General features: G+C 65.6%; 24 protein-coding genes and 1 pseudogene. 16 read left to right on the top strand and 9 right to left on the bottom strand.

What is annotated here, in order from left to right:
* Nucleotides 1–66: 66 nt before the first annotated feature.
* Both fabA and fabB read left to right on the top strand, forming a co-directional pair.
* Nucleotides 67–606: a 3-hydroxyacyl-[acyl-carrier-protein] dehydratase FabA gene (gene fabA / locus CCX87_RS16000; protein WP_087747691.1), complete on the top strand. Its 540-nt coding sequence runs from the start codon at nucleotides 67–69 to the stop codon at nucleotides 604–606.
* The gene (gene fabB, locus CCX87_RS15995) at nucleotides 603–1,820 is read left to right on the top strand and encodes a beta-ketoacyl-ACP synthase I (RefSeq protein WP_087747690.1); all 1,218 of its coding nucleotides are present in this window, start codon (nucleotides 603–605) and stop codon (nucleotides 1,818–1,820) included. Before fabA ends, fabB begins: the two co-directional genes overlap by 4 nt.
* Before the next feature lie 110 nt (nucleotides 1,821–1,930).
* Here the strand turns inward: fabB and CCX87_RS15990 are convergent, their stop codons facing one another.
* The 4 genes from CCX87_RS15990 to CCX87_RS15975 all read right to left on the bottom strand — a co-directional run bounded on the left by CCX87_RS15990 (nucleotide 1,931) and on the right by CCX87_RS15975 (nucleotide 6,377).
* Nucleotides 1,931–2,884, bottom strand: coding sequence for an N-carbamoyl-D-amino-acid hydrolase (locus tag CCX87_RS15990; protein WP_087748419.1), 954 nt, complete (start codon nucleotides 2,882–2,884; stop codon nucleotides 1,931–1,933).
* An 87-nt stretch (nucleotides 2,885–2,971) separates the two neighbouring features.
* Entirely contained in the window at nucleotides 2,972–4,210 is a 1,239-nt protein-coding gene (locus CCX87_RS15985) for a Zn-dependent hydrolase (protein WP_087747689.1), read from the bottom strand.
* Nucleotides 4,207–5,439, bottom strand: coding sequence for a diaminopropionate ammonia-lyase (locus CCX87_RS15980; protein WP_087748417.1), 1,233 nt, complete (start codon nucleotides 5,437–5,439; stop codon nucleotides 4,207–4,209). The genes CCX87_RS15985 and CCX87_RS15980 overlap by 4 nt, the downstream gene beginning before the upstream one ends.
* Before the next feature lie 65 nt (nucleotides 5,440–5,504).
* A complete protein-coding gene (locus CCX87_RS15975) occupies nucleotides 5,505–6,377 on the bottom strand; it encodes a MurR/RpiR family transcriptional regulator (RefSeq protein WP_087748415.1) in 873 nt (290 codons plus the stop codon).
* A gap of 329 nt (nucleotides 6,378–6,706) precedes the next feature.
* Between CCX87_RS15975 and CCX87_RS15970 the strand changes: the two genes are divergently transcribed.
* From CCX87_RS15970 to CCX87_RS15955, 4 genes are all read left to right on the top strand, one after another.
* A complete protein-coding gene (locus CCX87_RS15970; RefSeq protein WP_087747688.1) occupies nucleotides 6,707–7,507 on the top strand; it encodes a transporter substrate-binding domain-containing protein in 801 nt (266 codons plus the stop codon).
* Nucleotides 7,508–7,618: 111 nt separating this feature from the next.
* Nucleotides 7,619–8,281, top strand: a complete 663-nt coding sequence (locus tag CCX87_RS15965) for an amino acid ABC transporter permease (protein WP_087747687.1) — start codon at nucleotides 7,619–7,621, stop codon at nucleotides 8,279–8,281.
* 14 nt (nucleotides 8,282–8,295) lie between these two features.
* On the top strand, nucleotides 8,296–8,946 hold the full coding sequence (locus CCX87_RS15960) for an amino acid ABC transporter permease (protein WP_087747686.1): 651 nt from the start codon (nucleotides 8,296–8,298) through the stop codon (nucleotides 8,944–8,946).
* A gap of 58 nt (nucleotides 8,947–9,004) precedes the next feature.
* Complete coding sequence (locus CCX87_RS15955; RefSeq protein ID WP_087747685.1) at nucleotides 9,005–9,796, top strand: amino acid ABC transporter ATP-binding protein; 792 nt, start codon at nucleotides 9,005–9,007, stop codon at nucleotides 9,794–9,796.
* 195 nt (nucleotides 9,797–9,991) lie between these two features.
* Here the strand turns inward: CCX87_RS15955 and CCX87_RS15950 are convergent, their stop codons facing one another.
* Both CCX87_RS15950 and CCX87_RS20940 read right to left on the bottom strand, forming a co-directional pair.
* A complete protein-coding gene (locus CCX87_RS15950) occupies nucleotides 9,992–11,806 on the bottom strand; it encodes a choice-of-anchor I family protein (protein WP_442857474.1) in 1,815 nt (604 codons plus the stop codon).
* Between the two features lie 99 nt (nucleotides 11,807–11,905).
* Nucleotides 11,906–12,115 carry a hypothetical protein gene (locus CCX87_RS20940; RefSeq protein ID WP_143218318.1) on the bottom strand — a complete coding sequence of 70 codons (210 nt, stop codon included), beginning with the start codon at nucleotides 12,113–12,115 and terminating at the stop codon, nucleotides 11,906–11,908.
* Between CCX87_RS20940 and glyQ the strand changes: the two genes are divergently transcribed.
* The 8 genes and pseudogenes from glyQ (at nucleotide 12,114) to CCX87_RS15915 (ending at nucleotide 19,742) form a co-directional block, all read left to right on the top strand.
* Nucleotides 12,114–13,034 (top strand): glycine--tRNA ligase subunit alpha, encoded by a 921-nt coding sequence (gene glyQ, locus CCX87_RS15945; RefSeq protein ID WP_087747683.1) that lies wholly within the window; start codon nucleotides 12,114–12,116, stop codon nucleotides 13,032–13,034. The genes CCX87_RS20940 and glyQ overlap by 2 nt on opposite strands.
* A gap of 11 nt (nucleotides 13,035–13,045) precedes the next feature.
* On the top strand, nucleotides 13,046–15,187 hold the full coding sequence (gene glyS, locus CCX87_RS15940; RefSeq protein ID WP_087747682.1) for a glycine--tRNA ligase subunit beta: 2,142 nt from the start codon (nucleotides 13,046–13,048) through the stop codon (nucleotides 15,185–15,187).
* Nucleotides 15,188–15,230: 43 nt separating this feature from the next.
* On the top strand, nucleotides 15,231–15,848 hold the full coding sequence (gmhB, locus tag CCX87_RS15935) for a D-glycero-beta-D-manno-heptose 1,7-bisphosphate 7-phosphatase (RefSeq protein ID WP_087747681.1): 618 nt from the start codon (nucleotides 15,231–15,233) through the stop codon (nucleotides 15,846–15,848).
* 68 nt (nucleotides 15,849–15,916) lie between these two features.
* Nucleotides 15,917–16,663 carry a lysophospholipid acyltransferase family protein gene (locus CCX87_RS15930; protein ID WP_087747680.1) on the top strand — a complete coding sequence of 249 codons (747 nt, stop codon included), beginning with the start codon at nucleotides 15,917–15,919 and terminating at the stop codon, nucleotides 16,661–16,663.
* Between the two features lie 10 nt (nucleotides 16,664–16,673).
* The gene (locus CCX87_RS15925) at nucleotides 16,674–17,660 is read left to right on the top strand and encodes a M48 family metallopeptidase (protein ID WP_087748413.1); all 987 of its coding nucleotides are present in this window, start codon (nucleotides 16,674–16,676) and stop codon (nucleotides 17,658–17,660) included.
* 94 nt (nucleotides 17,661–17,754) lie between these two features.
* Nucleotides 17,755–18,459 (top strand): annotated as a pseudogene (locus CCX87_RS21390) (MBL fold metallo-hydrolase); the annotation flags it as partial.
* The gene (locus CCX87_RS21385) at nucleotides 18,457–18,867 is read left to right on the top strand and encodes a rhodanese-like domain-containing protein (RefSeq protein ID WP_335622393.1); all 411 of its coding nucleotides are present in this window, start codon (nucleotides 18,457–18,459) and stop codon (nucleotides 18,865–18,867) included. The pseudogene CCX87_RS21390 and the gene CCX87_RS21385, both read left to right, overlap by 3 nt.
* A gap of 110 nt (nucleotides 18,868–18,977) precedes the next feature.
* Nucleotides 18,978–19,742 carry a type III pantothenate kinase gene (locus CCX87_RS15915; RefSeq protein WP_087747679.1) on the top strand — a complete coding sequence of 255 codons (765 nt, stop codon included), beginning with the start codon at nucleotides 18,978–18,980 and terminating at the stop codon, nucleotides 19,740–19,742.
* Between the two features lie 134 nt (nucleotides 19,743–19,876).
* Here the strand turns inward: CCX87_RS15915 and CCX87_RS15910 are convergent, their stop codons facing one another.
* From CCX87_RS15910 to CCX87_RS15900, 3 genes are all read right to left on the bottom strand, one after another.
* Nucleotides 19,877–20,653 carry a tetratricopeptide repeat protein gene (locus tag CCX87_RS15910; RefSeq protein WP_087747678.1) on the bottom strand — a complete coding sequence of 259 codons (777 nt, stop codon included), beginning with the start codon at nucleotides 20,651–20,653 and terminating at the stop codon, nucleotides 19,877–19,879.
* Between the two features lie 37 nt (nucleotides 20,654–20,690).
* Nucleotides 20,691–21,353 (bottom strand): TetR/AcrR family transcriptional regulator, encoded by a 663-nt coding sequence (locus CCX87_RS15905; protein WP_087747677.1) that lies wholly within the window; start codon nucleotides 21,351–21,353, stop codon nucleotides 20,691–20,693.
* Nucleotides 21,354–21,593: 240 nt separating this feature from the next.
* Nucleotides 21,594–22,181, bottom strand: coding sequence for a phasin family protein (locus CCX87_RS15900; RefSeq protein ID WP_087747676.1), 588 nt, complete (start codon nucleotides 22,179–22,181; stop codon nucleotides 21,594–21,596).
* Between the two features lie 352 nt (nucleotides 22,182–22,533).
* Between CCX87_RS15900 and rfbB the strand changes: the two genes are divergently transcribed.
* Entirely contained in the window at nucleotides 22,534–23,607 is a 1,074-nt protein-coding gene (gene rfbB / locus CCX87_RS15895; protein WP_087747675.1) for a dTDP-glucose 4,6-dehydratase, read from the top strand.
* Nucleotides 23,604–24,494, top strand: a complete 891-nt coding sequence (gene rfbD, locus CCX87_RS15890) for a dTDP-4-dehydrorhamnose reductase (RefSeq protein ID WP_087747674.1) — start codon at nucleotides 23,604–23,606, stop codon at nucleotides 24,492–24,494. Before rfbB ends, rfbD begins: the two co-directional genes overlap by 4 nt.
* Nucleotides 24,495–24,496 lie beyond the last annotated feature (2 nt).

Raw genomic sequence — 24,496 nt, 5'->3', positions numbered from 1 at the left:
TAGCAGGGGGTTGCGAATAGTGAATTTTTGAAGCGGCACGGCCGCTGTTCTGGAGCACGACTGAAAATGGCAGATTCCTTTTCCTATGAACAACTGATTGCCTCGGGCGAGGGCCGGCTGTGCGGCGCTGACAGCGGGCGTCTGCCGCTGCCACCCATGTTGATGTTTGACCGCATCACCCACATCGACAGCGATGGCGGCGCCCACGGGCTGGGAAAAATCCGGGCCGAGCTCGATGTGCGTCCTGACCTGTGGTTTTTTGCCTGCCACTTCCAGGGCGATCCGGTCATGCCCGGCTGCCTGGGGCTTGATGCCATGTGGCAGCTCATCGGCTTTTACCTGACCTGGCTGCAGCTGCCCGGTCGCGGCCGCGCCCTGGGTGCGGGCGAGGTCAAGTTCACCGGCGAAGTGGGGCCTGACGTCAAACTCGTCACCTACGAAATCGACATCAAGCGCGTCATCAAGCGCAAGCTGGTCATGGCCATTGGCGACGCCCGCCTGCTGGCCGATGGCAAGGAAATCTACGTGGCCAGCGACCTGCGCGTGGGCCTGTTCAAGAAGGAAGAAGCGGCAAAAGACGGAGCACCGCAAGGAGAGGCAGCATGAAACGCGTGGTGATCACGGGCACGGGCATCGTCTCGTGCATTGGCAATGACATGGCTACGGTGGAGGCCTCGCTGCGCGAAAGCCGCTCGGGCATCCGCGCCATGCCCCAGTTTGCCGAGCTGGGCATGCGCAGCCGCGTGGCGGGTGTTCCCCAGATCGACCTGGAAGCGCTGATTGACCGCAAGCAGCTGCGCTTCATGGGCGATGCGGCGGCCTATGCGCACATTTCGCTGGCCAACGCCATTGCCGAGTCGGGCCTCACGCCCGAGCAGGTGTCGCACCCGCGCACCGGCCTCATCATGGGCTCGGGCGGCGGCTCGCCGGCCAACCAGATCGAAGCGGCCGACATTCTGCGCAGCAAGGGCATTCGCCGCGTGGGGCCTTACCAGGTCACGCGCTGCATGAGCTCCACCGTGTCGGCATGTCTTTCTACCAACTTCGGTATCAAGGGCATCAACTACTCCATCACATCGGCCTGCAGCACCTCGGCGCACTGCATCGGCGCGGCCGCCCAGCAGATCGCTTGGGGCATGCAGGACGTGATGTTTGCCGGCGGCGGCGAAGAAGTCACCTGGGGCATGGGCCTGCTGTTTGACGCCATGGGCGCCATGTCCAGTGCCTACAACGACACGCCCGAGAAAGCCTCGCGCGCCTACGACGCCAACCGCGACGGCTTTGTGCTGTCGGGCGGCGGCGGCGCGGTGGTGCTCGAAAGCCTGGATCACGCCCTGGCGCGCGGCGCCACCATCCTGGGCGAGGTCGTCGGTTTTGGCGCCACGTCCGATGGCGCCGACATGGTGGCCCCTTCGGGCGACGGCGCCATTGCCTGCATGCGCCAGGCCATCTCCACCGTGAGCGAACCCATCGACTACATCAACACCCACGGCACCTCGACGCCCGTGGGCGATGTGCCCGAGCTGCGCGCCATCCGCGAAGTGTTTGGCGACGCCATTCCGCCGTTCTCGTCCACCAAGTCGCTCACCGGCCACTCGCTGGGCGCCACGGGCGTGCAAGAGGCCATCTACTGCCTGCTCATGCTGCGCCAGGGTTTCATCGCCGGCTCGGCCAACATCGAAATGCTGGAACCCGCCGCAGAAGGCATGCCCCTGGTGCGCGAGACGGTTGACGCACCCATCCGCAACGCGCTGTCCAACAGCTTCGGCTTCGGTGGCACCAACGCCAGCCTGGTGCTGCGCCGCTGGGACGGTCAGTAAAATCGTATCGCCACCGCGCAGCGGGTGGACGGGGATTGCAGTGCGGTTCCAAAATCCATGAAAAAGAGAGCCGACGGCTCTCTTTTTTTATGCCCGCTGCCTTGGTGCAATCAATCCTGCCACGGGTTGCCATCTGCGGCCAGCGTCTCGCCCCTTTTCTGCACGATCAGCCCATAGCATTCGGGGTGGCGGTGCAGATCAAAGTTGAACGTGGTGCGCTTGTAGACGGCACAAAAGTCGAGGTCACAGCGCCCGAGCACCACCTCGTCGTCCTTGGTGGTGCAGCGCGCCACCACCTCGCCCGAGGGCGCCACCAGCAGGCTGCCCGCGATGCTGTCCACGCCTTCTTCGACGCCGCCCTTGGCCACGCTGGCAACCCAGCAGCCATTCTGGTAGGCGCCGGCCTGCACGGCCAGTTGGTTGTGGAAAAGTGACAGGTCGTCGTGCTGCGGCGCCGGTGCGTTGTGAACCGGGGTGTTGTAGCCAATGAAGATCATCTCTGCGCCCTGCAGAGCCATCACGCGGTAGGTCTCGGCCCAGCGGCGGTCGTTGCACAGCGCCATGCCCACGGTGCCACCAAAGGCCTGGTGCACGTCAAACGATTTGCCGGGGGTGAAATAGCGCTTTTCCAGGTGCTGGAATTTGCGCCAGGGTTCGTGCTCGAAGTGGCCCGGCACATGGATCTTGCGGTATTTGCCGACGATGCTCCCCGTGCGGTCCACCAGGATGGCGGTGTTGTACTGCATCAGCCGGCCCGCTTCTTCGGCCAGCTCTGCGTAGCCGAGGTAAAAGCCCACGCCCAGTTCCCTGGCCAATTCGAACAGCGGCTGCGTTTCGGCGCCGGGCATGCTGCGCTCGAAGTAGCGGCGGATCTCGGCCGGGTCTTCCAGGTACCAGCGCGGGAAGAAGGTGGTCAGCGCCAGCTCCGGATAGACGATGACATGGGCGCCCAGGCTGTGCGCCTCGCACATCATGGTGCACAGGCGCTGGACCACTGCGGTGCGGCTGTCGGTGCGTTGGATCGGGCCCAGCTGGCCCAGGGCGACGTTAATGATGCGGGACATATGGGGCGTGTTTTCTTCAAAAATCATAGCTACTAACGCTTTATAGATAAGCGCTGCCGGCATTTTTTATTCAAATAGTGGGTGTGATCATGCGCGGTTGGCCCGCTCCAGCATCACCTGCAGCAGCACGTTGGCGCCTTGCTCCAGCTGCTGCGCGTCGGTGTGCTCGCGCACGTTGTGGCTCAGCCCGCCGGCGCTGGGCACAAACACCATCGCTGTGGGGCACACGCGGGCCAGCATCTGCGCGTCATGGCCGGCGCCGCTGGGCATGCGCAGCGTGGACAGGCCGGCCGCCCGCGCGTGGCGCTCCACGCTGTCGATCAGTGCCGCGTCAAACTGCACCGGCGCAAAGTCGGCCAGCTGGCGGTGGCTGAACTGCACGCCATGCTCGGCCGCCACCCGCCGGGCGTGGGCCAGCATCTCTGCCTGCGCGGCATGCAGCAGCGCGCCGTCGGTGTTGCGCAGGTCCACGGTCATCACGGCGCGGCTCGGAATCACGTTGATCAGGTTGGGCTGCAGCGTCACAGCGCCCACCGTGCCCAGCTGGCGCCCGCCATAGCGCGCCACCAGTTCATGCACAAAGGCGGCGCAGCGCATGGCCGCCATGCCGGCGTCGCAGCGCAGCGCCATGGGTGTGGTGCCCGCATGGTTGCTGTGGCCGCTGAAGCTGAGTTCCATCCAGCAAATGCCCTGCACGCCTTCCACCACGCCGATGGCAATGCCTTCGCGGTCCAGCACCGGGCCTTGCTCGATGTGCAGCTCGATAAAGCTGTCCACGCGCGGCGCGCCCACGGGGGCCGGGCCGGCGTAACCAATGCGCGCCAGCTCGGCGCCCAGCGCGGCGCCGTTGTCCACCGCCACGCTGGCCAGCGCTTCAGCCAGCGGCATGCCGCCCACATGCACCAGGCTGCCTAGCATGTCGGGCTGAAAGCGCGCGCCTTCCTCGTTGGTAAAAAAGGCCACCTGCAGCGGGCGCCGCGTGCGCACACCGGCATCACGCAGCGTGGCCACCACTTCCAGCCCCGCCAGCACGCCATAGTTGCCGTCGTACAGGCCGCCGGTGCGCACGGTGTCGATGTGGCTGCCAGTGGCCACGGGGGGCAGGTCAGCGGTTCCGGCGTAGGTGGCAAACACGTTGCCGATGGCATCGATTTCCACGTCCATGTCCAGTGCGCGCATCTGCTGCACGGTCCAGTCGCGTGCCGCACGGTCGGCGTCCGACAGCGCCAGGCGGTTGGTGCCGCCGCCGGGCAGTGCGCCAAACTGGCCCAGTTCGGCGATGCGCTGCATCAGCCGTGCGCCATTGATCGTTGGTGTATCGCTCATGCGCGGGCTCCGGCGCGGGTGGCGACGGCCTCGGCGCTCTCGCCCACCAGCTGCTCGTACAGTTGGGGGTCGGTCGCTGCTTCGCTGCCAAAGAACAGAATGCGGCTGTCGGCCGTGAGGCCCAGCACCTCGCGGGCCGCTTCGCTCTGGCAGGCTGCCACGGCGGCGGCCACACCGGCCACCGCGGATTCGCCGGCCACGATCACGGGGTCGTTTCCGAGCGGGCGGGCCAGCAGGCGCATGGCCTCGACGGCGGCCTGGTCGTTGATTACGCAAAAGCCATCCGTGCCTTGTTCCAGAATTTCCCAGGCCAGGTGCGATACCTCGCCGCACGCCAGGCCCGCCATGAGCGTGTCGATGTCGCCGGTAACGGCGGTCAGCCGCCCGGCCTTGGCGCTTTGCGTCAGGCAATCGGCGCGGTCGGGTTCCACCACCACAAACACCGGGCGCTCGCTGCCGTCACGCTCCCAAAAATAGCCGCACACCGCAGCGGCGAGACCGCCCACACCGGCCTGCACGAAGATGTGTGTGGGGCGCTGCGCCAGCTGTCGCGCGGCCTCCTGCACCATCAGCTGGTAGCCCTGCATCACGTCGCGCGGCACGTCCATGTAGCCGGGGTACGATGTGTCGGAGATGACGAAGCGGCCATGCCGTTTGGCGTCGGCATCGGCCTGGCGCACGGCATCGTCGTAGTTGCCCGGCGTGCGCACCACCTCGGCACCGTAATGGGCAATGGCGGCCTGGCGGCCTTCGCTCACCGTGGCGTGGATGTAGATCACGCAGCGGCAGCCAAAGAGTTGCGCACCCCAGGCGACGGACCGACCGTGGTTGCCGTCGGTGGCGCAGGTGACGGTGATGTCGGCGCACAGTGCGCGCAGCTCGGGCGTCAGCAGGTCCTGCGTGGAAAGCGGGCGGCCCAGGCGGGCGCCCAGCTCGCGGCACAGCAGGCGCGCCACGGCATAGGCGCCACCCAGGGCCTTGAAGCTGCCCAGGCCAAAACGGCTGCCTTCGTCCTTGTAGTGCAAGGCGGCCACGCCCAGCGCCTGCGCCAGCGCGGGCAGGGTGTGCAGCGGCGTGGCCGCATAGCCCTGCCAGCCGGTCAGGTCGCGCTCGGCCTGCGCCAGCGCCGCAGCGCCCAGGATGGCGCTGCGGCGCTCGCTGTAAGGGGCCTGGCGGTCGGCGGCGGGGTTGCGCAGGCATTCAGCGGTGAGGGCGGGAAGTGGGGGCATGGTGTCTTTCAGGTCAAACAGAAGGAAAAGGATCAAGTCAATGGGAGTGGCCACGCGGGGCGCCCTTAAAGCTGTGGCTCCAGGTCGCCCAGTACCACATGCAACTGTTCGATGCGCTGCAAGCGCGCGTGGGTGCCGGTCTTGGACTGCGCGGCAAACGCGCCGGCCAGAAAGTTCATCAGGCTGATGGCGCAGACATAGGAGTCAAACAGTCCATCGGGGGCGCTGGCGCCGCAACGCAAGACCACCTGGGCCTGCATGGCCAGGGCGGAGACCGGCGCATCGGTCAGCAGCACCACCTGTGCACCCATGCTGCGCGCGGCCGCCAGCACGACGGGCAGGCGGGTGCTGCGGCGGCGAAAGTCCACGGCCAGCACCACGTCCCTTTCGCTGGCGCTGGCCAGCAGCTCGGCTTCGCGGCCACTGGCGTCATTGAGGCTGACCACATCGCTGCGCACCTGGGCCAGCAGGGCCTGGGCATAGCCAGCCGTGACCTGGCTGTGGCGGTAGCCCACCACCCACACCTTGCGCGCCTTGGACAGCAGGGCCAGTGCGCCCTGCACCTGCGCTTCGGGCAGGGCATCGGCCCAGCCGGCGAGGCGCTGGGCGTCCTGGCGCAGATGGGTATGCAGCTGCTGGGCCAGACTGTCCTTGCGCTGCACCTGCGCCATGCGGGCCAGCGGCGACTGGCGCGTGTGGTGGGCGCGAACCTGTTGGCGAAATTCGTCAAAACCGGCAAAACCCGCACGGCGGAAGAATCGCGCCGCCGTGGACTTGGATGTGCCGGCCAGCTGCGCCAGCTCGGTGGCGGTGTAGCCCAGCAATTCATCCTGCCGCGCCAGCACCACATCGGCCAGCTTGCGTTCGGCGTCCGAGAGATCGCCATACATGTGGCGCACGCGGGCCTCCATGGATGAAGGTACATCGGGCAAGGCCATGGTGACTGCTCCCTGTGTTTGGGCGCTGCGCCCCAGCTTGGGGCGGTGGCGCACGGTTATGAAACATGTGTGCCGAAATTCTGGAACAAAGAAACCATTGTTTCAATCGGCATGCACCCTGCACAGCAAAAAAGGTGCCCGCACGCTGCGCTGTGCGTTGGCTGTCGGGGTCGCTTCTATAGATAAAGGGTCATGGGCCGCCGGCGTTTCTGCCTGGCAATGGGGCGTTGGCGTGATGCCTGTCGGATGCCGTGCAACGGTTGTTTCATGCTGGCACGCAATGTGCTGATGAGGAGGCACCCAACCTTTTTTCTTTCACGGAGTGCCTCATGAAATTCAGTCGCAGAGCTTTCGCCGCCGGTGCCGTTGCCGCCGTTGCCATGACCTTGTCGTTCGGTGCCAATGCGCAGCAAGATGGCTCGCTCAAGGCCGTGATGGACAAGGGAAGCATCTCCCTGGGCATTCCCACCGACTACCCGCCTTATGGTTTCATGGGTCCTGACTTCAAGCCCACCGGTGTGGACGTCGCTGTCGCGCAGCTGATTGCCGACAAGCTGGGCGTCAAGGCCGACCTGGTGCCGGTCAGCACGCCCAACCGCATTCCCTACCTGCAGTCCAAAAAGATCGACGTCATCGTCTCCGCACTGGGCAAGAACGAAGAGCGCCAGAAGGTCATCGATTTCTCCACGTCCTATGCGCCGTTCTTCCAGGCCGTGTTCGGCCCGAAGAACGTGGAGCTCAAGAGCTTTGACGATCTGGCCGGCAAGACCCTGGCTGTGACGCGCGGCACCATTCAGGACGACGCCTTGGTGCAACTGGCGCCCAAGAGCCTGAAGATCCAGCGCTTCGAGGACGACAACGCCACCATGGCCGCCTTCATGACGCAGCAGACCCAGTTTGTCGCAGTGGGCGCTGCCGTGGCCGCTGCCGCGCTGCAAAAAAATCCCAAGGTGCAGGCCGAATACAAGCTGCTGATCAAGGACTCGCCCAACTACACCGGCGTGCGCAAGGGCGAGACCGCGCTGCTGAACAAGATCAACGAGATCCTGCGCACCGCCAAGAAGGACGGCACGCTCGAGTCGTACTCGCAAAAGTGGCTGGGCCGCGGCACGGGCAACCTGCCGGACTGAGGGCCGCGTTCAACGGGCCCGTGTCACTGCGCGGAAGACGGCGGGCCTGTGCCCGCAAATGCCGCACCGTTGCCCAGGGCTTCTTTCTTTTTCTGATCACGGACTGCACGCATGGCAATGGATTTCGCAACGGTGCTGGGCCAATGGCCCATGCTCCTCAAAGGGCTGGTGCTGACGGCGGTGCTGACCGGCATCGCCATTCCGCTGGGCGTTCTGCTGGGCATTGCCTGCGCCTGGTCCCGGCTGTACGGTGGGGCAGCGCTGCGCTTTGGGGTGGCCGCCTATGTCGAGGTGTTTCGCAACACGCCGTTCATCATCCAGCTGTTCTTCCTGTTCTTCGGTCTGCCGTCCATGGGCGTGCGCCTCTCGCCCGAGGTGGCCAGCATTCTGGCCATGACGCTGAACCTGGGCGCCTATGCCTGCGAGCAGATCCGCTCCGGCATCGAGGCCACGCCGCACGGGCAGATCGAGGCCGCGCAGTGCCTTGCACTGTCGCCGTGGCAAACCTTCACCCGCGTAGTGCTGCCACCGTCGCTGGGCCGCGTGTGGCCGTCGCTGGTGGGGCAGACCATCATCGTCATGCTGGGTTCTTCGGTGTGCAGCCAGATCTCGACCGAAGAGATCTCGTACGCCGCCAACCTCATCTCCAGCCGCACCTTCCGCAGTTTCGAGTCCTACATCCTCGTCACCGTGGTCTATCTCGGCCTGGCCGTGCTGCTGCGCCAGTTGCTCAACTGGATCGGCCCGCGCTGGGTGTTTGGCCGCCGCGCCTGAAGGAGTGACGCACCATGGTTGATTTCACTTTCTGGGACATTGCCAAACAGCTGCTGCTGGCCCTGCGCTGGACGGTGGGCCTGTCCGTCATTGCTTTCGTCTGCGGCAGCGTGCTGGGCATGGCCCTGCTGGTGTTGCGCCTGGCCAAGCTGCCGGGGGCGCAGCGCTTTGTTGCCACCTATGTGCAGGTGTTTCAGGGCACGCCGCTATTGATGCAACTCTTTCTGACCTATTTCGGTATGGCCATGGTAGGCATCGACACCTCGCCGCTGCTGGCGGCCTGCGTGTGTCTCACGCTCTACTCCAGCGCCTATCTGTGCGAGATCTGGCGTGGCTGCGTGGAGTCCGTTCCCAAAGGCCAGTGGGAGGCATCGGCCAGCCTGGCAATGGGTTTTACCGAGCAGTTGCGTCACGTAATCCTGCCGCAGGCGCTGCGCATGGGCATTGCGCCCACGGCCGGCTTCAGCGTGCAGATCGTCAAGGGCACGGCGCTGACCAGCGTGATCGGCTTTATCGAAATCACCAAGGCTGGCCAGCTGATTGCCAATGCCACCTTTGAACCTTTCCTGATCTACGGCTGCGTGGCAGCGCTGTACTTTGCCCTGTGTTTTCCGCTGTCGCTATGGAGCCAGCGGCTGGAGCGGCGCTTGCGCCCGAGGCGCTGACTGCCCGCAATGTTCTGTTTGCTCGCCTGATTTGTTGACCTGACCTGGATTGCCCGCCATGACCACCGCCTCTGCTGCCTCTTTTTCCCCCGCATCCACCGCCCCAGCGCCAGGCATCTTTCCGCTGGTGCAGATAAAAGGCCTGCGCAAACGCTATGGCGACAACGAAGTGCTCAAGGGCGTTGACTTGCAGGTGCAGCGCGGCGAGGTGATTTCCATCATTGGCAAGAGCGGCTCGGGCAAGTCCACGCTGCTGCGCCGCATCAACGGGCTGGAGCAGTTTCAGCAAGGCGAGCTGAGCGTGCACGGCCAGCCCTTGAAGGCCGGTGACGCCCACGCCCTGCGCGAGTTGCGCAAGAACGTGGGCATGATCTTTCAGAACTTCAACCTGTTTCCGCACCTCACGGTGGGCCGCAATGTGATGCTGGCGCCCACACTCGTCACCAGCCAGCCCAAGGACGTGGCGCGCCAGAACGCCCAGCGCCTGCTGGCGCGCGTCGGTCTGGCGGAAAAGTTCGATGCCATGCCTGATCAGCTCTCGGGCGGCCAACAGCAGCGCGTGGCCATCGCCCGCGCGCTGGCCATGAACCCGGAGATCCTGCTGTGCGACGAGGTGACATCCGCGCTCGACCCGGAGCTGGTCGGCGAGGTGTTGCAAGTGGTCGAAGGCCTCGCTGACCAGGGCATGACGCTGATCATGGTCACCCACGAAATGGGCTTTGCCCGCAAGGTGAGCGACCGCGTGGTCTTCATGCACCAGGGCCGGGTGCACGAAATGGGCGCGCCCGAGCAGCTGTTTGGCGCCCCGCAGACACCGGAGCTGCGCCAGTTTCTGGGTCAGCTGCATTGACGTCTAGGGTTGAGGCGAAAACAGCCTCTAGCGCTTATTGGATAAGCGGAGGCTGCTATCAAAATTGAGAAGGGTAAGGAGTAGGCAAAAGTCAGCGGCACCGAAACCGTGGCGCGGGTCGCTTCCCCAACCTGGCTCCTGCCCCGCCAGAAGACCACCAGTGATCTGCTGACGGGGCTTTTGCTCAATGCTCGGTCAATAGCCCAGGTTGAGCTGAATCACCGCGGTGCTGCCGCTCACCTCGTTGCCCACCAGCAGCAAGGGTTTGCTGTTGGGCGACTGCTTGGCGGGGATGAACGCCAGGCCTTCGGGGCCCAGGTCGCCCACCTTGGACAGATCGGGCGGCGTCTTGTCGCTGAAGCTCGCGGTCCAGTCTTCACGGGTGTTGATGTAGTCCACGCGCTGGGGGGCCTTGGGGTCGGTGATGTCGAACACCAGCACACCGCCCATGCGCTCCAGGCCCACAAAGGCAAAGCTCTTGTTGCCGATCGTGCCAACGGCCAGGCCTTCGGGCTCGGGGCCTTTGGCCGAGCTGCGGGCGTCCAGCGCGGCGGTGGCATCGTGGCCGGTGTTGAAGTAGGTCTTGCAGGCAAGGTCGCGCTTGGCGCCGAGTTTGCACTCGTCGCTGGCCAGAAACTGCTCGATGGCCGCGCCTGAGTCCCACACCTGCTTGCCCTGGGCGTCCCAGATGGAGATGGAGCGGCCGCCGTAGGTGTAGAGCTTGTCGTACATCAGGCGGTTGCCGGCGGAGTCGGCCACGCCTGCGGTGTTGTACCACTTGGGGCTGCCGTCGGGGTTGGTCTGGTAGCCCTGGGTCCAGGTCACCTTCAGGCGGCCCAGCTTGTCGTCGTCGCGGCAGGTCTTGGGGTCGCCGGCCACGGCGCCGCACCAGGCGAAGTTGGCGGGGTTGAGCAGGGCGCCCGGAGTGGACTTGCCATTGGCCAGTTTTGTCAGATGGGCGGGGGGAGTACCAAATGCGCTGACTTTCGCAAGATCCTTGACGCGCATCTCTTCCAGGTAACCCTTGTTGAGGACAGTGCTGTCGCCCCACTCGCGAGCATCGCCCTCGTTGGCAGTCACCAGATAGGTTGCGCCGTCCTGGGCTTTGTAAGCGGCAATGGAGTCAGGCTGATACATGCCCAGAACGTTAGGCGCAGTGGTAGTCTTGATCGCTGCATCTTTGTCTGAAAAATCCAGCTCGTTACCAGCCTGGCCATGGTCCTTGTAGCCCAGCGGCACGATCTTGGTGACCTTGGCGCTGGCAATGTCCACGATGGCCAGGGCGTTGTTCTCCTGCAGCGTCACCCACGCAGTCTTGCCATCGGGGGCGATGGCAATGTATTCGGGCTCCAGATCGTTGGCGACATCAGCCGTGCCGCTGCCGTCTGCCGTGGGGCCAAAGATGCGTACGCCGGCTTTCAGCAGGTCGGCTTTTTGGCTGTTGAAGGCCTTGAAATCCGCGGTGCGCACGGAGGGGCTGGCGGGGTTGCTCACGTCCACGATGCTGATCGAGCCCTCGGGGTCCACCTGGTAGTCGTCGCTGGGTTCGGCTTCGTTGGCCACCAGCACGGTCTTGCCGTCGGGCGTGAAGGTCAGCATGTCGGGCAGGGCGCCCACGGTGGCAGAGCCCAGCAGCTTCAGGTCAGACGCCTGGTAGATCGCGATGCGGCCGGTGTCGGTCTTGGGCTTGGCCTGGATGGCGATGGCCACCAGGCCATCTTTCACGGCCACGCTGTTGACCTCGCCATTGAGCAGCACGCTGGTGCCATTGACTTCGCCCACTTTCTTGGGTTTCTTGGGGTCGCTCAGGTCCAGCACGTCGAGCTTGCCCGACTGGGCGTTGACCACGAAGGCGCGCTTGGAGGCAGCGTCGAAGGCGGGAATTTCTGCCGCGCTCTTGAGGAAGGTGCCGGAGGAATACCCGCCGATCTTTTCCAGCTTGAGGGTGCTGGGCGTGGGCTCGACGTCGTCATCGCCGCCGCCGCAGGCGGACAGGGCAGCGGCAGCCACCAGGGAGAGGCAAAAAAGATTCCGGCGGGAGGAGGTGAAGAATGAAGTCATGCGCAAGAGTTGGTGGTGATACACAAAAGGACAAACCGGCATTGAATGTCACGACTGTGACGAATTGGTGAAGGTGCAGGGCGTGAAAGGGTCTAGCAGCCCTTCGCATCCGCGTCTTTGCGCGTCGGCACAGGCGGCCGGGCGTTTCTTGCCCGCATCCGCACGGGCGGCGCCGTAAAATCGACGTTTGGGCAGCGCTGACTGCCCCTCTTTTTCATCGGCGCAGGCCCGGCCTGCGGCAAGCCAGAATCGATTCATGCTGACCTTCCAACAAATCATCTTGAAGCTGCAGTCCTACTGGGACGCCCAGGGCTGCGCGCTGTTGCAACCCTATGACATGGAAGTGGGCGCCGGTACATCGCACACTGCTACGTTTTTAAGAGCGATTGGCCCCGAGCCCTGGAAGGCCGCCTACGTGCAGCCCAGCCGCCGCCCCAAGGACGGCCGCTACGGCGAGAACCCCAACCGCCTGCAGCATTACTACCAGTTCCAGGTGGTGCTCAAGCCCGCGCCAGCCAACATCCTGGAGCTGTACCTGGGCTCGCTCGAAGCGTTGGGCTTCGATCTCAAAAAGAACGACATCCGCTTTGTCGAAGACGACTGGGAAAACCCCACGCTCGGCGCCTGGGGCCTGGGCTGGGAGGTCTGGCTCAACGGCATGGAGGTGACGCAGTTCACCTACTTCCAGCAGGTGGGCGGCATCGACTGCAAGCCCGCCACGGGTGAAATCACCTACGGCCTGGAGCGCCTGGCCATGTACCTGCAAGGCGTGGACAACGTCTATAACCTGACCTGGACCGAGGGTGCCGACGGCTCCCGGCTGAGCTACGGCGACGTGTACAAGCAAAACGAGGTCGAGCAGTCCACCTACAACTTCGAGCACAGCGACGCCGACTTTCTGTTCACCGCCTTCAATGCGCACGAAAAACAGGCCAAGTACCTCATGGAGCAGCAACTGGCCTTGCCCGCCTATGAGCAGGTGCTCAAGGCCGCGCACAGCTTCAACTTGCTGGACGCGCGCGGCGCCATCAGCGTGACCGAGCGCGCCGCCTACATCGGCCGCATCCGCAACCTGGCCCGCGCCGTGGCGCAAAGCTACTACGAAAGCCGTGAGCGCCTGGGCTTCCCCATGGCGCCGCGCGAGTGGGTGGAACAGATGACGAAGAAGGCTGCGTGAGAGAAATGACGATGACAACCCATAACCTCCTCGTTGAACTGTTTGTCGAAGAACTGCCCCCCAAGGCGCTGCAAAAGCTGGGCGATGCGTTTGCCTCCGTGCTGGGCGACCAGCTCAAGGCCCAGGGCCTGGCGACGGCCGCCTCGGTGGTGACTCCCTTTGCCTCGCCCCGCCGCCTGGCCGCGCACGTAACCGCCGTGGCCGACAAGGCCGCCGACAAGGCCGTGCAGCAAAAGCTGATGCCGGTGACCGTGGGCCTGGACGCCAGCGGCAACGCCACGCCCGCGCTGCTGAAAAAGCTGCAGGCGCTGGGGGCCGATGTGTCCAACCCCGCAGCCGCCGTGGCCGCGCTCAAGCGCGCACAGGATGGCAAGGCCGAAGCGCTGTTCTACGACAGCGTGGTGCCCGGTGCCACGCTGGCGGGTGGCCTGCAAAAGGCGCTGGATGAAGCCATCGCCAAGCTGCCCATCCCCAAGGTCATGAGCTACCAGCTCGAAACCGACTGCGAGCTACCCGGCTGGAGCAGCGTGAACTTTGTGCGCCCCGCGCACGGCCTGGTGGCGCTGCATGGCGCTGCCGTGGTGCCCGTCAAGGCGCTGGGCCTCACCGCCGGCAACAGCACGCAGGGCCACCGCTTTGAAGCCGCCGTGTCGCCCGTGGTGTTGGCAGATGCCGACAGCTACGCCGCCACGCTGCGCAAAGACGGCGCCGTGATCGCATCGTTTGCCGAGCGCAAGGCCGAGATCGCCCGCCAGCTGGATGCTGCCGCCGCCCAGGTAGGCAACGGCGCGCGCGCCATTGAAGACGACGCGCTGCTCGACGAAGTCACCGCGCTGGTCGAACGCCCCAATGTGCTCATCTGCCAGTTTGAGGAGCAGTTTTTGGGCGTGCCGCAGGAATGCCTCATCCTCACGATGAAGGCCAACCAGAAGTACTTCCCGCTGCTAGACGCCGCAGGCAAGCTCACCAACAAGTTCCTGGTGGTCAGCAACATCAGCCCTGAAGATACGAGCTTTGTCACGGGCGGCAACGAGCGCGTGGTGCGCCCGCGCCTGGCCGACGCCAAGTTCTTCTTCGACCAGGACCGCAAGAAGACCCTGGCCTCGCGCGTCGAAGGCCTGGGCAAGGTGGTCTACCACAACAAGCTGGGCACGCAGGGCGAGCGCGTGGAGCGTGTGCGCGCGATTGCGAACGCCATCGCCACGCAGCTGGGCGACGCGCAACTGGTGGCCGATGCTGACCAGGCCGCGCTGCTGGCCAAGACCGATCTCGTGACCGACATGGTGGGCGAGTTCCCTGAGCTGCAGGGCACCATGGGCGGCTACTACGCGCTCAACGACGGCCTGGGCGAGACCGTGGCGCACGCCATCGAAGACCATTACAAGCCCCGTTTTGCGGGCGATGCGCTGCCGCGCAACACCGCCGGTGTGGTGGTGGCGCTGGCCGACAAACTGGAAACCCTGGTCGGCATGTTCGGCATTGGCAACCTGCCCACGGGCGACCGCGACCCGTTTGCGCTGCGCCGCCACGCGCTGGGTGTGATCCGCATGCTGGTCGAAAAAGACCTGTCGCTGGATTTGAACGCGCTGCTGGCCGGTGCTGTGCCCGCCTTTGGCGACAAGATCACCGACGCATCGGCTGCGCTGGCCGATTTCATCTACGACCGTCTCGCTGGCAGCCTGCGCGAGCAGGGCTACAGCGCCCAAGAGGTGGACGCCGTGCTGGCCCTGCGCCCGCAACGCCTGGCCCTGGTCGAAAAGCAACTGGCCGCAGTGCGCGCCTTTGCCGCCTTGCCCGAAAGCCCGGCGCTGGCAGCAGCCAACAAGCGCGTCGGCAACATCCTCAAGAAGGCCGAGGTCGAAGGGCCGGTGGATGCGCACGTCAACCCGGTGCTGCTGCAAGAGCAGGCCGAGCAAGACCTGTACGCTGCGCTGCAGCGCTTTGTGCCCGAGGCCAATGCGCAGTTCGACGCCGGCGACTACACCGCCTCGCTGCAAACCCTGGCCGTGCTGCGCGCGCCGGTGGATGCGTTCTTTGACGATGTGATGGTCAACGCCGAGCAACTGGACCTGCGCCTGAACCGCCAAGGCCTGCTCAAAAGCCTGCACGATGCGATGAACCGCGTGGCCGATCTTTCGCGCCTGGCGGCCTGAGTCGTCTGCTAGGCTGGCTGCTGCAACCAGGCAAGGGCCCACCATGAAACTCGCCATCTTCGACCGTGACGGCACCCTCAACCTGCTGGGGGATGATTTCATCACCTCGCCCGAGGAGTGGACCGCCCAGCCGGGCGCGCTGGAGGCCGTGGCCCGGCTCAACCATGCGGGCTGGCGGGTGGTGGTGGCCACCAATCAGCCGGGGCTGGGGCGGGGGTTGTTCGACGTGGTCTCGCTCAACGCCATTCACGCCAAAATGCTGCGGCAGGCCGCGGCTGCTGGGGGGCGCATCGACGCCGTTTTCTATTGCCCGCACGCGCCCGATGAGGCCTGCCATTGCCGCGAGCCCGCGCCCGGCCTGCTTGAACAGATCTGCGACCGCTATGGCGTGGAGCCCTTCGATGTGCAGGTGGTTGGCAGTAGCGCCGAGCATCTGCAGGCGGGGGCTGCGCTGGGTGCGCAGGTGCATCTGGTGTGCACAGGCCGGTCGGCCCATCTGCAGCCCGGGCAAATTCTGCCCATCGACTTTCCCGCCACCACGCGGGTTCATGCCAGCCTGGCGGCGTTTGTCGAGCAACTGCTGCCCCCGGCGCCTGCACCGCAGCCCACGCCCGCACCGGATGCCGCCACCCTGCCGGGCACGCCACCCCTGGCGTACTGATGCTACTTATTTAATAGCTGGTTGCGCTTGATTGATAAGCGCTAGAGCCCCAAAAACATCCAAAAGATATGGCCTTGATCCGTTCCATCCTCCACATGCTCTGGATGGGCATCACCGTGGTTCCTTACACGCTGCTGATCCTGCTGGTGCGGCTTTTTGGCGCCAGCAGCCGCACGCGTTACCGCATTGCGCGGGCCTGGCTCAAGCTCAGTGTCGATGCCGCCCGCGTCATCATGGGCATCCGCCCGCGCATCACCGGCATGGAGCATCTGCCCACGCAGGAAAACCAGGGCGTGGTGCTGCTGGTCAAGCACCAGTCCACCTACGAGACCTTCCTCATGCCGGCCATCATGCCGCGCCCGCTGGCCTATGTGTTCAAGCGGGAGCTGCTGCGCGTGCCCTTTTTCGGCTGGTCGATTGGCAGCCTGGACATGATCCACATCGACCGCGGCCAGGGCGCGCGCGCCTTCGTCAAGGTGGTGCAGCAGGGCCGGGCGCTGCTGGCGCGCGGCACCTGGGTCATCATGTTCCCCGAGGGCACGCGCATCGAGCGCGGCCAGGCAGGGCAATACAAGAGCGGCGGCACGCGGCTGGCCATTGATACCGGCGTGCCCGTGGTGCCGGTGGCCGTCACCTCGGCCCGGGTCTGGCCGCGCAAGGCCTTCATCAAGCGCCCCGGGGTGGTGGATGTGTCGATCGGCCAGCCCATCCCCAGCGTGGGCCGCAAGCCCGACGAACTGATGCAGGAGGTCGAGGCCTGGATCGAAGCCGAAATGCGCCGCCTGGACCCTGAGGCGTATTCCGCCAACCCGTGAGGGCGCCATGATGCAGCGGCTGGTGCAACTGGCGCTCGACCTGTTCGACCCGCCCGGGCCGCAGGAGCGCGCCGCTGGCGCCTCGCCCACGGTGGCAGGGTCGCCTGCCGAGAAAATCAAGCCAAAACTGCCTGTAGCGCTTGTGGATAAAGCGCAAGCAGCTCCTGAAACAGTAGCAAACAACGCGCCCCCCACCGCTGCACCGGCACCGGCCTTGGCGTCGCTGCTGTCCCCTGCCGAGTTCCGCCATCCCCAGGCCAACCGCGAGGTGCTGCTGGGCGATGCCGTGGTGGCCTATGCGCTGCAGCGCGTGCGCCGGCGCAGCATTGGCTTCACGGTGGGGGCCGATGGCCTGGCCGTGCGGGCGCCCAGCTGGGTCACATTGCAGGCCGTGGAGGCGGCGCTGCGCGAAAAATCGGGCTGGATCCTGCGCAAGCTCGATGAAGCCCGCGCGCGCCAGCAGCGCAGCGAGGGCGGCCGCATTGCCTGGGCCCACGGCGCGCAATTGCCCTACCTGGGCGAGCCGCTCACCGTGGTGCTGGACCCCACCCACGGTTTCACCGGCCAGGGCGGTGCCTTGCACCCCGCCAGTGAAGGCGCCACGGGTGCCAGCCTGCGCATCGGCCTGCCCCACAGCGCCAGCCCGGCGCAAATCCGCGATGCCGTGCAGGCCTGGCTGATGCGCGACGCGCTCCGCCACTTCACCGCCCGGCTCGACCATTTCGCGCCGCTGCTCGGTGTGCGCTGGACCCGCCTGCGCCTGTCCAGCGCCCAGACCCGCTGGGGCAGCGCCAAGGCCGACGGCTCCATCCGCCTGAACTGGCGCCTGCTGCACTACCGCCCGGCCATCATCGACTATGTGGTGGTGCACGAGCTGGCGCACCTGCGCGTGATGGACCACAGCCCGCGTTTTTGGGGCACCGTGGCCACGGTAGTGCCCGACTACCCGGTGCTGCGCCACGCCCTGCGCGAGCAACCGGCCCCGCTGTGGGAATGAGCGTGCCGATAGGCTGCCCAGCGTTTGAAGGCAAGGGCAGTGCGCGGCACAATGGCCGCACCGTCCGCCCGGATCTATCACCTGGATGCCCACCATGATTCCCCTGCAGCTGTTCGACCCCGCTTCCAGCACCTACACCTACATCCTGCACGACCCCGCCACGCGCGATGCGCTGATCATCGACCCGGTGGACGAGCAGCTGGAGCGCGACCTGGCTGTGCTGCAGTCGCACCAGCTCACGCTGCGCTGGGCCGTGGAGACCCACGCGCATGCCGACCACATCACCAGCGCGGGCCGCCTGGCCGAGCACACCGGGGCGCGCACGGCGGTGCCCGCGGGCTGCGGCATTGGCACGGCGGCGGTGCAATTGCAAGACGGTGAAACGCTGGCCTTTGGCGGCGAAACCCTGCGCGCCCTGCACACGCCCGGCCACACGGCGGGCAGCATGTCGTTCCTGTGGCGCGACCATGTCTTTACCGGCGACACCTTGCTCATCAACGGCTGCGGCCGCACGGATTTCCAGTCGGGCAGCGCGGCCGACCTGTATCGCAGCATCACCGGTGTGCTGTTTGCCCTGCCCGAGGGCACCACCGTCTGGCCCGGCCACGATTACAACGGGCGCAGCCATTCCACCATCGGTGCCGAAAAGGCCGGTAACGCCCGCGTGGCCGGCCGCAGCCAGGAAGAGTTTGTGGCGCTGATGGAGTCGCTGCAGCTGCCGCGCCCGCGCCGCATCGACGAGGCGGTGCCGGCCAACCTGCACTCGGGCCTGCGGCACGACGCCGATGGCGCCAGCCTGCAGGCGCCGCGCGCGGCCGAGGGCTATGCGGGCGATGTGCCGGCGCAGCTGGCCTGGCGATGGGTGCAAGACGGCCAGGCCGTGCTGATCGACGTGCGCAGCGATGCCGAGCGCGAATGGGTGGGGCAGGTGCCCGGCGCCATTGCCGTGGCCTGGAAGCAATGGCCCGGCATGGCGATGAATGCCAACTTCGACGCCCAGCTGCGCGCCGCCGTGCCCGAAGGCGGCCGCGCCGTGCTGCTGTGCCGCAGCGGTGTGCGCTCGATTGCCGCCGCGCGCCGCGCCACCGAGCTGGGCATCACCGCCTACAACATCCTCGAAGGCTTCGAGGGCGACCCCGACAGCCATGCGCAGCGCGGCAAAAAAGGCGGCTGGCGCCGGCAGGGGTTGCCGTGGCGGCAGGGGTGAACGCCGCGCTGTGATTGGCGGGGCCCCAGCGCCGCTTCGGCTGGGGGGCTTGTCACGCGCCTTTGCGGCATGCGAACGGGCCCGCGTGAAAACTCGGGATAATCCGCCGCATGACATTTCTGGCCATCGACGTCGGCAACACGCGTCTCAAATGGGCGTTGTACGACGCTCACCGCCCGGGCGCAGCCTTGCTGGCGCATGGTGCCGAATTTCTGGACAACATCGACCGCCTGGCCGAAGGCTCCTGGGCCAACCTGCCGGTGCCATCCAGAATGCTGGGTTGCGTGGTGGCGGGCGACGCCGTCAAGCGCCGCGTGCAAGACCAGATGGAACTGTGGGATGTGCCGGCGCAGTGGGTGGTGTCGTCGGCGCAAGAGGCGGGCGTGGTCAACGGCTACGACCACCCCTCGCGCCTGGGCTCGGACCGCTGGGTGGCCATGATCGGCGCCCGCCACCATGTGCTGGCAAAAGGCCCTGCGCGCCCGATCGTGGTGGTGATGGTGGGCACGGCGGTCACCGTGGAATGCCTGGATGCGGACGGGCGGTTTCTGGGCGGGCTGATCCTGCCGGGCCACGGCATCATGCTGCGCGCCCTGGAGGCCGGCACCGCCGGCCTGCATGTGCCCACGGGCGAGGTGCGCCTTTTTCCCACCAACACCAGCGATGCACTGACCAGTGGCGGCACCTACGCGATTGCCGGTGCGGTCGAGCGCATGGTGCAGCATGTGATGGCCCACTGCGGCACCGAGCCTGCCTGCGTGATGACCGGTGGCGCCGGCTGGAAGATGGCGCCCAGCATGACGCGCCCGTTCGAGCTGGTGGACAACCTCATTTTTGACGGCCTGCTGGAGATCGCCGCGCGGCGTTTCGGCTGAACCGGGGCGCCCGTGCAGCGGTAAGGGGGGTGCATAGCGCTCTCACCCAGGGGGTGAACCCCATCGGAGCCATCAACCGTTGATTTCATGCAGCTTGGCAAAGCTTACGCAGCGGTCAACTGCCGTTTTTGGGCTCAGTCTTCCTGCAGTTCGATGCGCGCCATTTCCACGTCGAGGCGCTCTCTCGCATCCAGGGGTTCGATGGCCGCGGCCTTTTCATAGAGTTGCGTGGCTTCCTGCATCTTGGGGTCGCCTTCCAGCATCACCAGTGCATTGGCATATTCGATCAGGCCAATGGCAGAGCCTGGGTGGATCCGCAAGGCTTCGCGAAACAGCTGCAGGCCCTTTTCTTTCTTGACGCCATAGGTCATCCCGCCAATCAGCGCGCCCACCTTGTCGATCACCTCTGCGTGAAAAGTGCCCAGCGCAATGCGGGCATCGGCATGCCGGGGTGACAGGTCCACCGCTTTTTCCAGCGCGTTCCTGACCTTGCTGCTCAGCCCCTGCGCCAGCGCCTTGGCCACGCTGATGCCCTGGCTGTAGCGGCCCAGGCCGTAGGCATGCCAGTACCAGGCGCTGGCGTTCCCGGGCTCTTGTGCCGCCTGGGCCTCGGCGCGCACGGCCACCTGCATGAACAGATCAAGGCGCGTCTTCTCCCTGGGCTCAAGGTAGTTGGCGTAGATCGCGGTGGCCTTGTTGGCCACCGTGATGCCAGGCCCGCCTGCGCTGAGGCCCGCCGCCGTCGCTTGCTCGAATTCGCCGTTGTGAAAAAGTGCCCAGGCCTGCAGCACGGCGGCATCCTGGGGGCAGGGCTCGGCGTCGCCAGCGTGCAGCCGGCTCCACTGCTGCCTGACGCTGGCCGCATCAAACCGGTAGTCACCAGCGTGGGGGAAAGGGGTCCAATGGGCCATGGTGCGTCTCCTGGGTTTTATGGGTGGGCCATGGTGGTCAGCCGATCGCCGGTGCGTGGGCGCCCGCGATGCTTTGCAGATGCACCCGCTGTTCGTCTTCAAGGTATGGCATGAGCAGGTGCAGCACATGGTGCGCTCCCCGCTGCAGTGCTGTGTGGGTGCTCTCGGGCTCCAGTGCACGGCGCGGGTCCCGCACGTATTCAAAGCTGAGCCAGTAGGTCAGCACCACCACCATGCTGGTGGCGGTGGTCTCCTGGTCGTGGGCATCGATGCGCAAGGCGCCTGCGCGGCCCATGCGATCGAGCATGGCCCGCACCGCGCGGATCTTGTTTTTCAGGATGGTCTGGAAATGCGTTTCCAGGCGACGGTTCTTGGACAGCAAGTCATTGAGGTCACGGTACAGGAAGCGGTATTGCCAGATGATTTCAAACAGCGTGTGCGTGAAGAACCAGGCGTCTTCCACGTTGCGCACGTTGTCGCTGGCGCCGAGCAGGGCGTTCAGCGCGTGTTCATACCGGTCAAACAGCGCATTGATGAGCTCGTCCTTGGCCGGGTAGTGGTAGTAGAGGTTGCCGGGGCTGATGCGCAGCTCGGCCGAGATGAGCGTGGTGGAAACGTTGGGCTCGCCAAACCGGTTGAACAGGTCCAGGGAGACTTCCAGGATGCGTTCGGCAGTGCGGCGCGGCGCTTTCTTCACCATGGATGCGTGCCCCCTTCATGTCGTTGTTTCTTGCGCTCTCATGGCTACTCTACCCCAGCTTTTTTGCTGCAATGCAGCATCGGAGTGCAGCGCCGGTGCGGCCTGCGGGCGCATGCGTCCTTTCGCGGTGCTGCGGTGGCGCAATGTGAGGGCAAGAAAAAAGCGACTGCACGCAGGGGCGTGTCAGTCGCTTCCATCCAGATGCCGGGCCCCGGCGTGCGCACGGGGCGCATGAAGGGTTCAGGTGGCAGAAGATGCGTCCGGTGCAGCGGTTGCCTTGGGGGTGGCGGCAGCGCGGGGTTTTGCCGCAGCCTTCCTGGCGGACGTGGCTTTCGCGGCGGCCTTGGTTGCCACCTGCTTGACGGGTTTGGCTTGGGTGGCCGCCTTGGCAACCGGCTTCGCGGCGGTCTTTGCGGGGGCGGATTTGCCTGCCCCCTTGGCCAGTGCCTCGATGCGTGCATGAAGGGCCTCGATATCCCGGGCCGAAGGCACGCCCAGCTTGCCAAGAGCCTTGGCCACGCGCTCTTCAAAGATGTTCTCCAGTTTGTCCCACTGGCCCTGGGCTTTGGAGCCGATGTCGCTGGCCATGGTGGTCACGCGGCTGGTGGCTTCGGAAAGCTTCTCTTCGGCCACGGCCTGCGTCTTGCGCTGGATGGTCAGGCCTTCCTTGACCAGCGCTTCAAACACCTTGCCGCCTTCTTCCTGCGCCTTCGAAAAAGCCCCCAGCCCAGCCAGCCAGATCTGCTGCGCCGAATCCTTGACGGTGCTGGACAGTTGGGCGTCGCTCTTTTTCTTGTCGTTGCTGATCTTTTGCACTTTCTTGACCATGGAACCTCCGCTAAGGGTGTGAGTGGGTTGCCAGGGGCCCCTGGGATGACCTGCATGAATCCCTGCGGCCGGTGGCAGCGCGGCCTCGGGCGATCCGCACTGCCACCGGCGCGCGAGGGTGATGCAGGTCATCCCTTGCCGCTGGCACAAAATTGCACTTTACGCCGCACGGGGCTGCAGGTGCAGGCGTGTGCTCCTAAGAGCGTAAATACGCTCTAAAAGTGTAGAGGATGACGCCCGGTGACAGGGCGCGGCAAGCGCCGCACCCTGTGCAGCGCCTGGTTACGTGCGTGCCAGGAGTGGATGGGATAATCCAGGGTTTTGCCACCAGGCAGTCTTCTCGGGTCACTTCATGATTCTTGTCACCGGCGGTGCCGGCTTCATCGGCGCCAACTTCGTTCTTGACTGGCTCGCCACCTGCGACGAGCCGGTGCTCAATCTCGACAAACTGACCTACGCGGGCAACCTGCACAATCTGGAAAGCCTGCAAGGCGATGCGCGCCATGTGTTCGTGCAGGGCGACATTGGCGACACCGCGCTGGTGTCCCGCCTGCTGGCCCAGCACCAGCCGCGCGCCGTGGTGAACTTTGCCGCCGAATCGCATGTGGACCGTTCCATCCACGGCCCCGAAGACTTCATCCAGACCAACGTGCTGGGCACTTTCAGGCTGTTGGAGGCTGTGAGGCACTACTGGCAAGCGCTGTCAGCTATCAATAAAGAAGCATTCAAGTTCCTGCATGTGAGCACCGACGAGGTCTATGGCACCCTCACGGCCGATGCGCCGGCCTTCACCGAAGCGCACTGCTACGAACCCAACAGCCCGTACTCGGCCAGCAAGGCCGCCAGCGACCACCTCGTGCGCGCCTGGCACCACACCTACGGCCTGCCCGTGCTCACCACCAACTGCAGCAACAACTACGGCCCGCTGCACTTCCCGGAAAAACTCATCCCGCTCATGATCGTCAACGCGCTCGCGGGCAAGCCCTTGCCGGTGTATGGCGACGGCATGCAGGTGCGCGACTGGCTCTACGTGCGCGACCACTGCAGCGCCATCCGCCGTGTGCTGCAGGCGGGCCGGCTGGGCGAGACCTACAACGTCGGTGGCTGGAATGAAAAGCCCAACATCGACATCGTCAACACCGTGTGCGCCCTGCTCGACGAGCTGCGCCCCCGCGCCGACGGGCAAAGCTACCGCACCCAGATCACCTACGTGAAAGACCGCCCCGGCCACGACCGCCGCTACGCCATCGACGCCCGCAAGATCGAGCGCGAACTGGGCTGGAAACCTGCCGAGACCTTTGACACCGGCATCCGCAAGACCGTGCAGTGGTACCTCGACAATGCCAACTGGGTGGCCAACGTGCAGACCGGCGCTTACCGCGAGTGGGTGCAGACGCAGTATCAGGACGCGGGCGCCAGCGCATGAACATCCTTCTCTTTGGCAAAGGCGGCCAGGTCGGCTGGGAGCTGCAGCGCAGCCTCTCGGTGCTGGGCAACGTGACCGCGCTGGACTTCGACAGCACCGAGCACTGTGGCGATTTCAGCAACCCCGCAGGCCTTGCCGACACGGTGCGCGCGCTGCGCCCCGGCATCATCGTCAATGCCGCCGCCCACACTGCCGTGGACAAGGCCGAAAGCGAACCCGACTTTGCCCGCACCCTCAACGCCACCGCGCCGGGCGTGCTGGCCGAAGAGGCTGCGCGCCTGGGGGCCTGGATGGTGCACTACAGCACCGACTACGTCTTTGACGGCAGCGGCAGCCGCCCCTGGGTCGAAACCGATGCCCCCGCGCCGCTCAGCGTCTATGGCCGCACCAAGTGGGAGGGCGAGCAACTCATCCAGCAGTCGGGTGCCAAACACCTCATCCTGCGCACCAGCTGGGTGTATGCCGCACGCGGCGGCAACTTCGCCAAGACCATGCTGCGCCTCGCGCAAGAGCGCGAGCGTCTCACTGTCATCGACGACCAGTGGGGCGCACCTACTGGCGCCGACCTGCTGGCCGACGTCACCGCGCACGCCCTTCGGCAACTGCAGGCCCGCCCTCAGGATGCCGGCCTGTACCACCTGGTGGCCGGTGGCGAGACCAACTGGCATATGTATGCAAAATACGTGATAGCCAAGGCGCAGCAAGCGCAGGCAGCTATCAAAATAAAAGCAATTGATGTGGCGCCCGTGCCCACCAGCGCCTTCCCCACGCCGGCCAGGCGCCCGCACAACTCGCGGCTTGACACGCAAAAGCTGCAAGCCACCTTCGGCCTCACGCTGCCCCACTGGCAGCAGGGCGTGGCGCGCATGCTCACCGAGATTCTGTAAAG

The sequence above is a fragment of the Acidovorax sp. T1 genome, assembly GCF_002176815.1.
In the GTDB taxonomy this organism is placed as follows: Bacteria; Pseudomonadota; Gammaproteobacteria; order Burkholderiales; family Burkholderiaceae_C; genus Acidovorax.
This window is presented reverse-complemented; position numbering and strand designations above follow the sequence as displayed.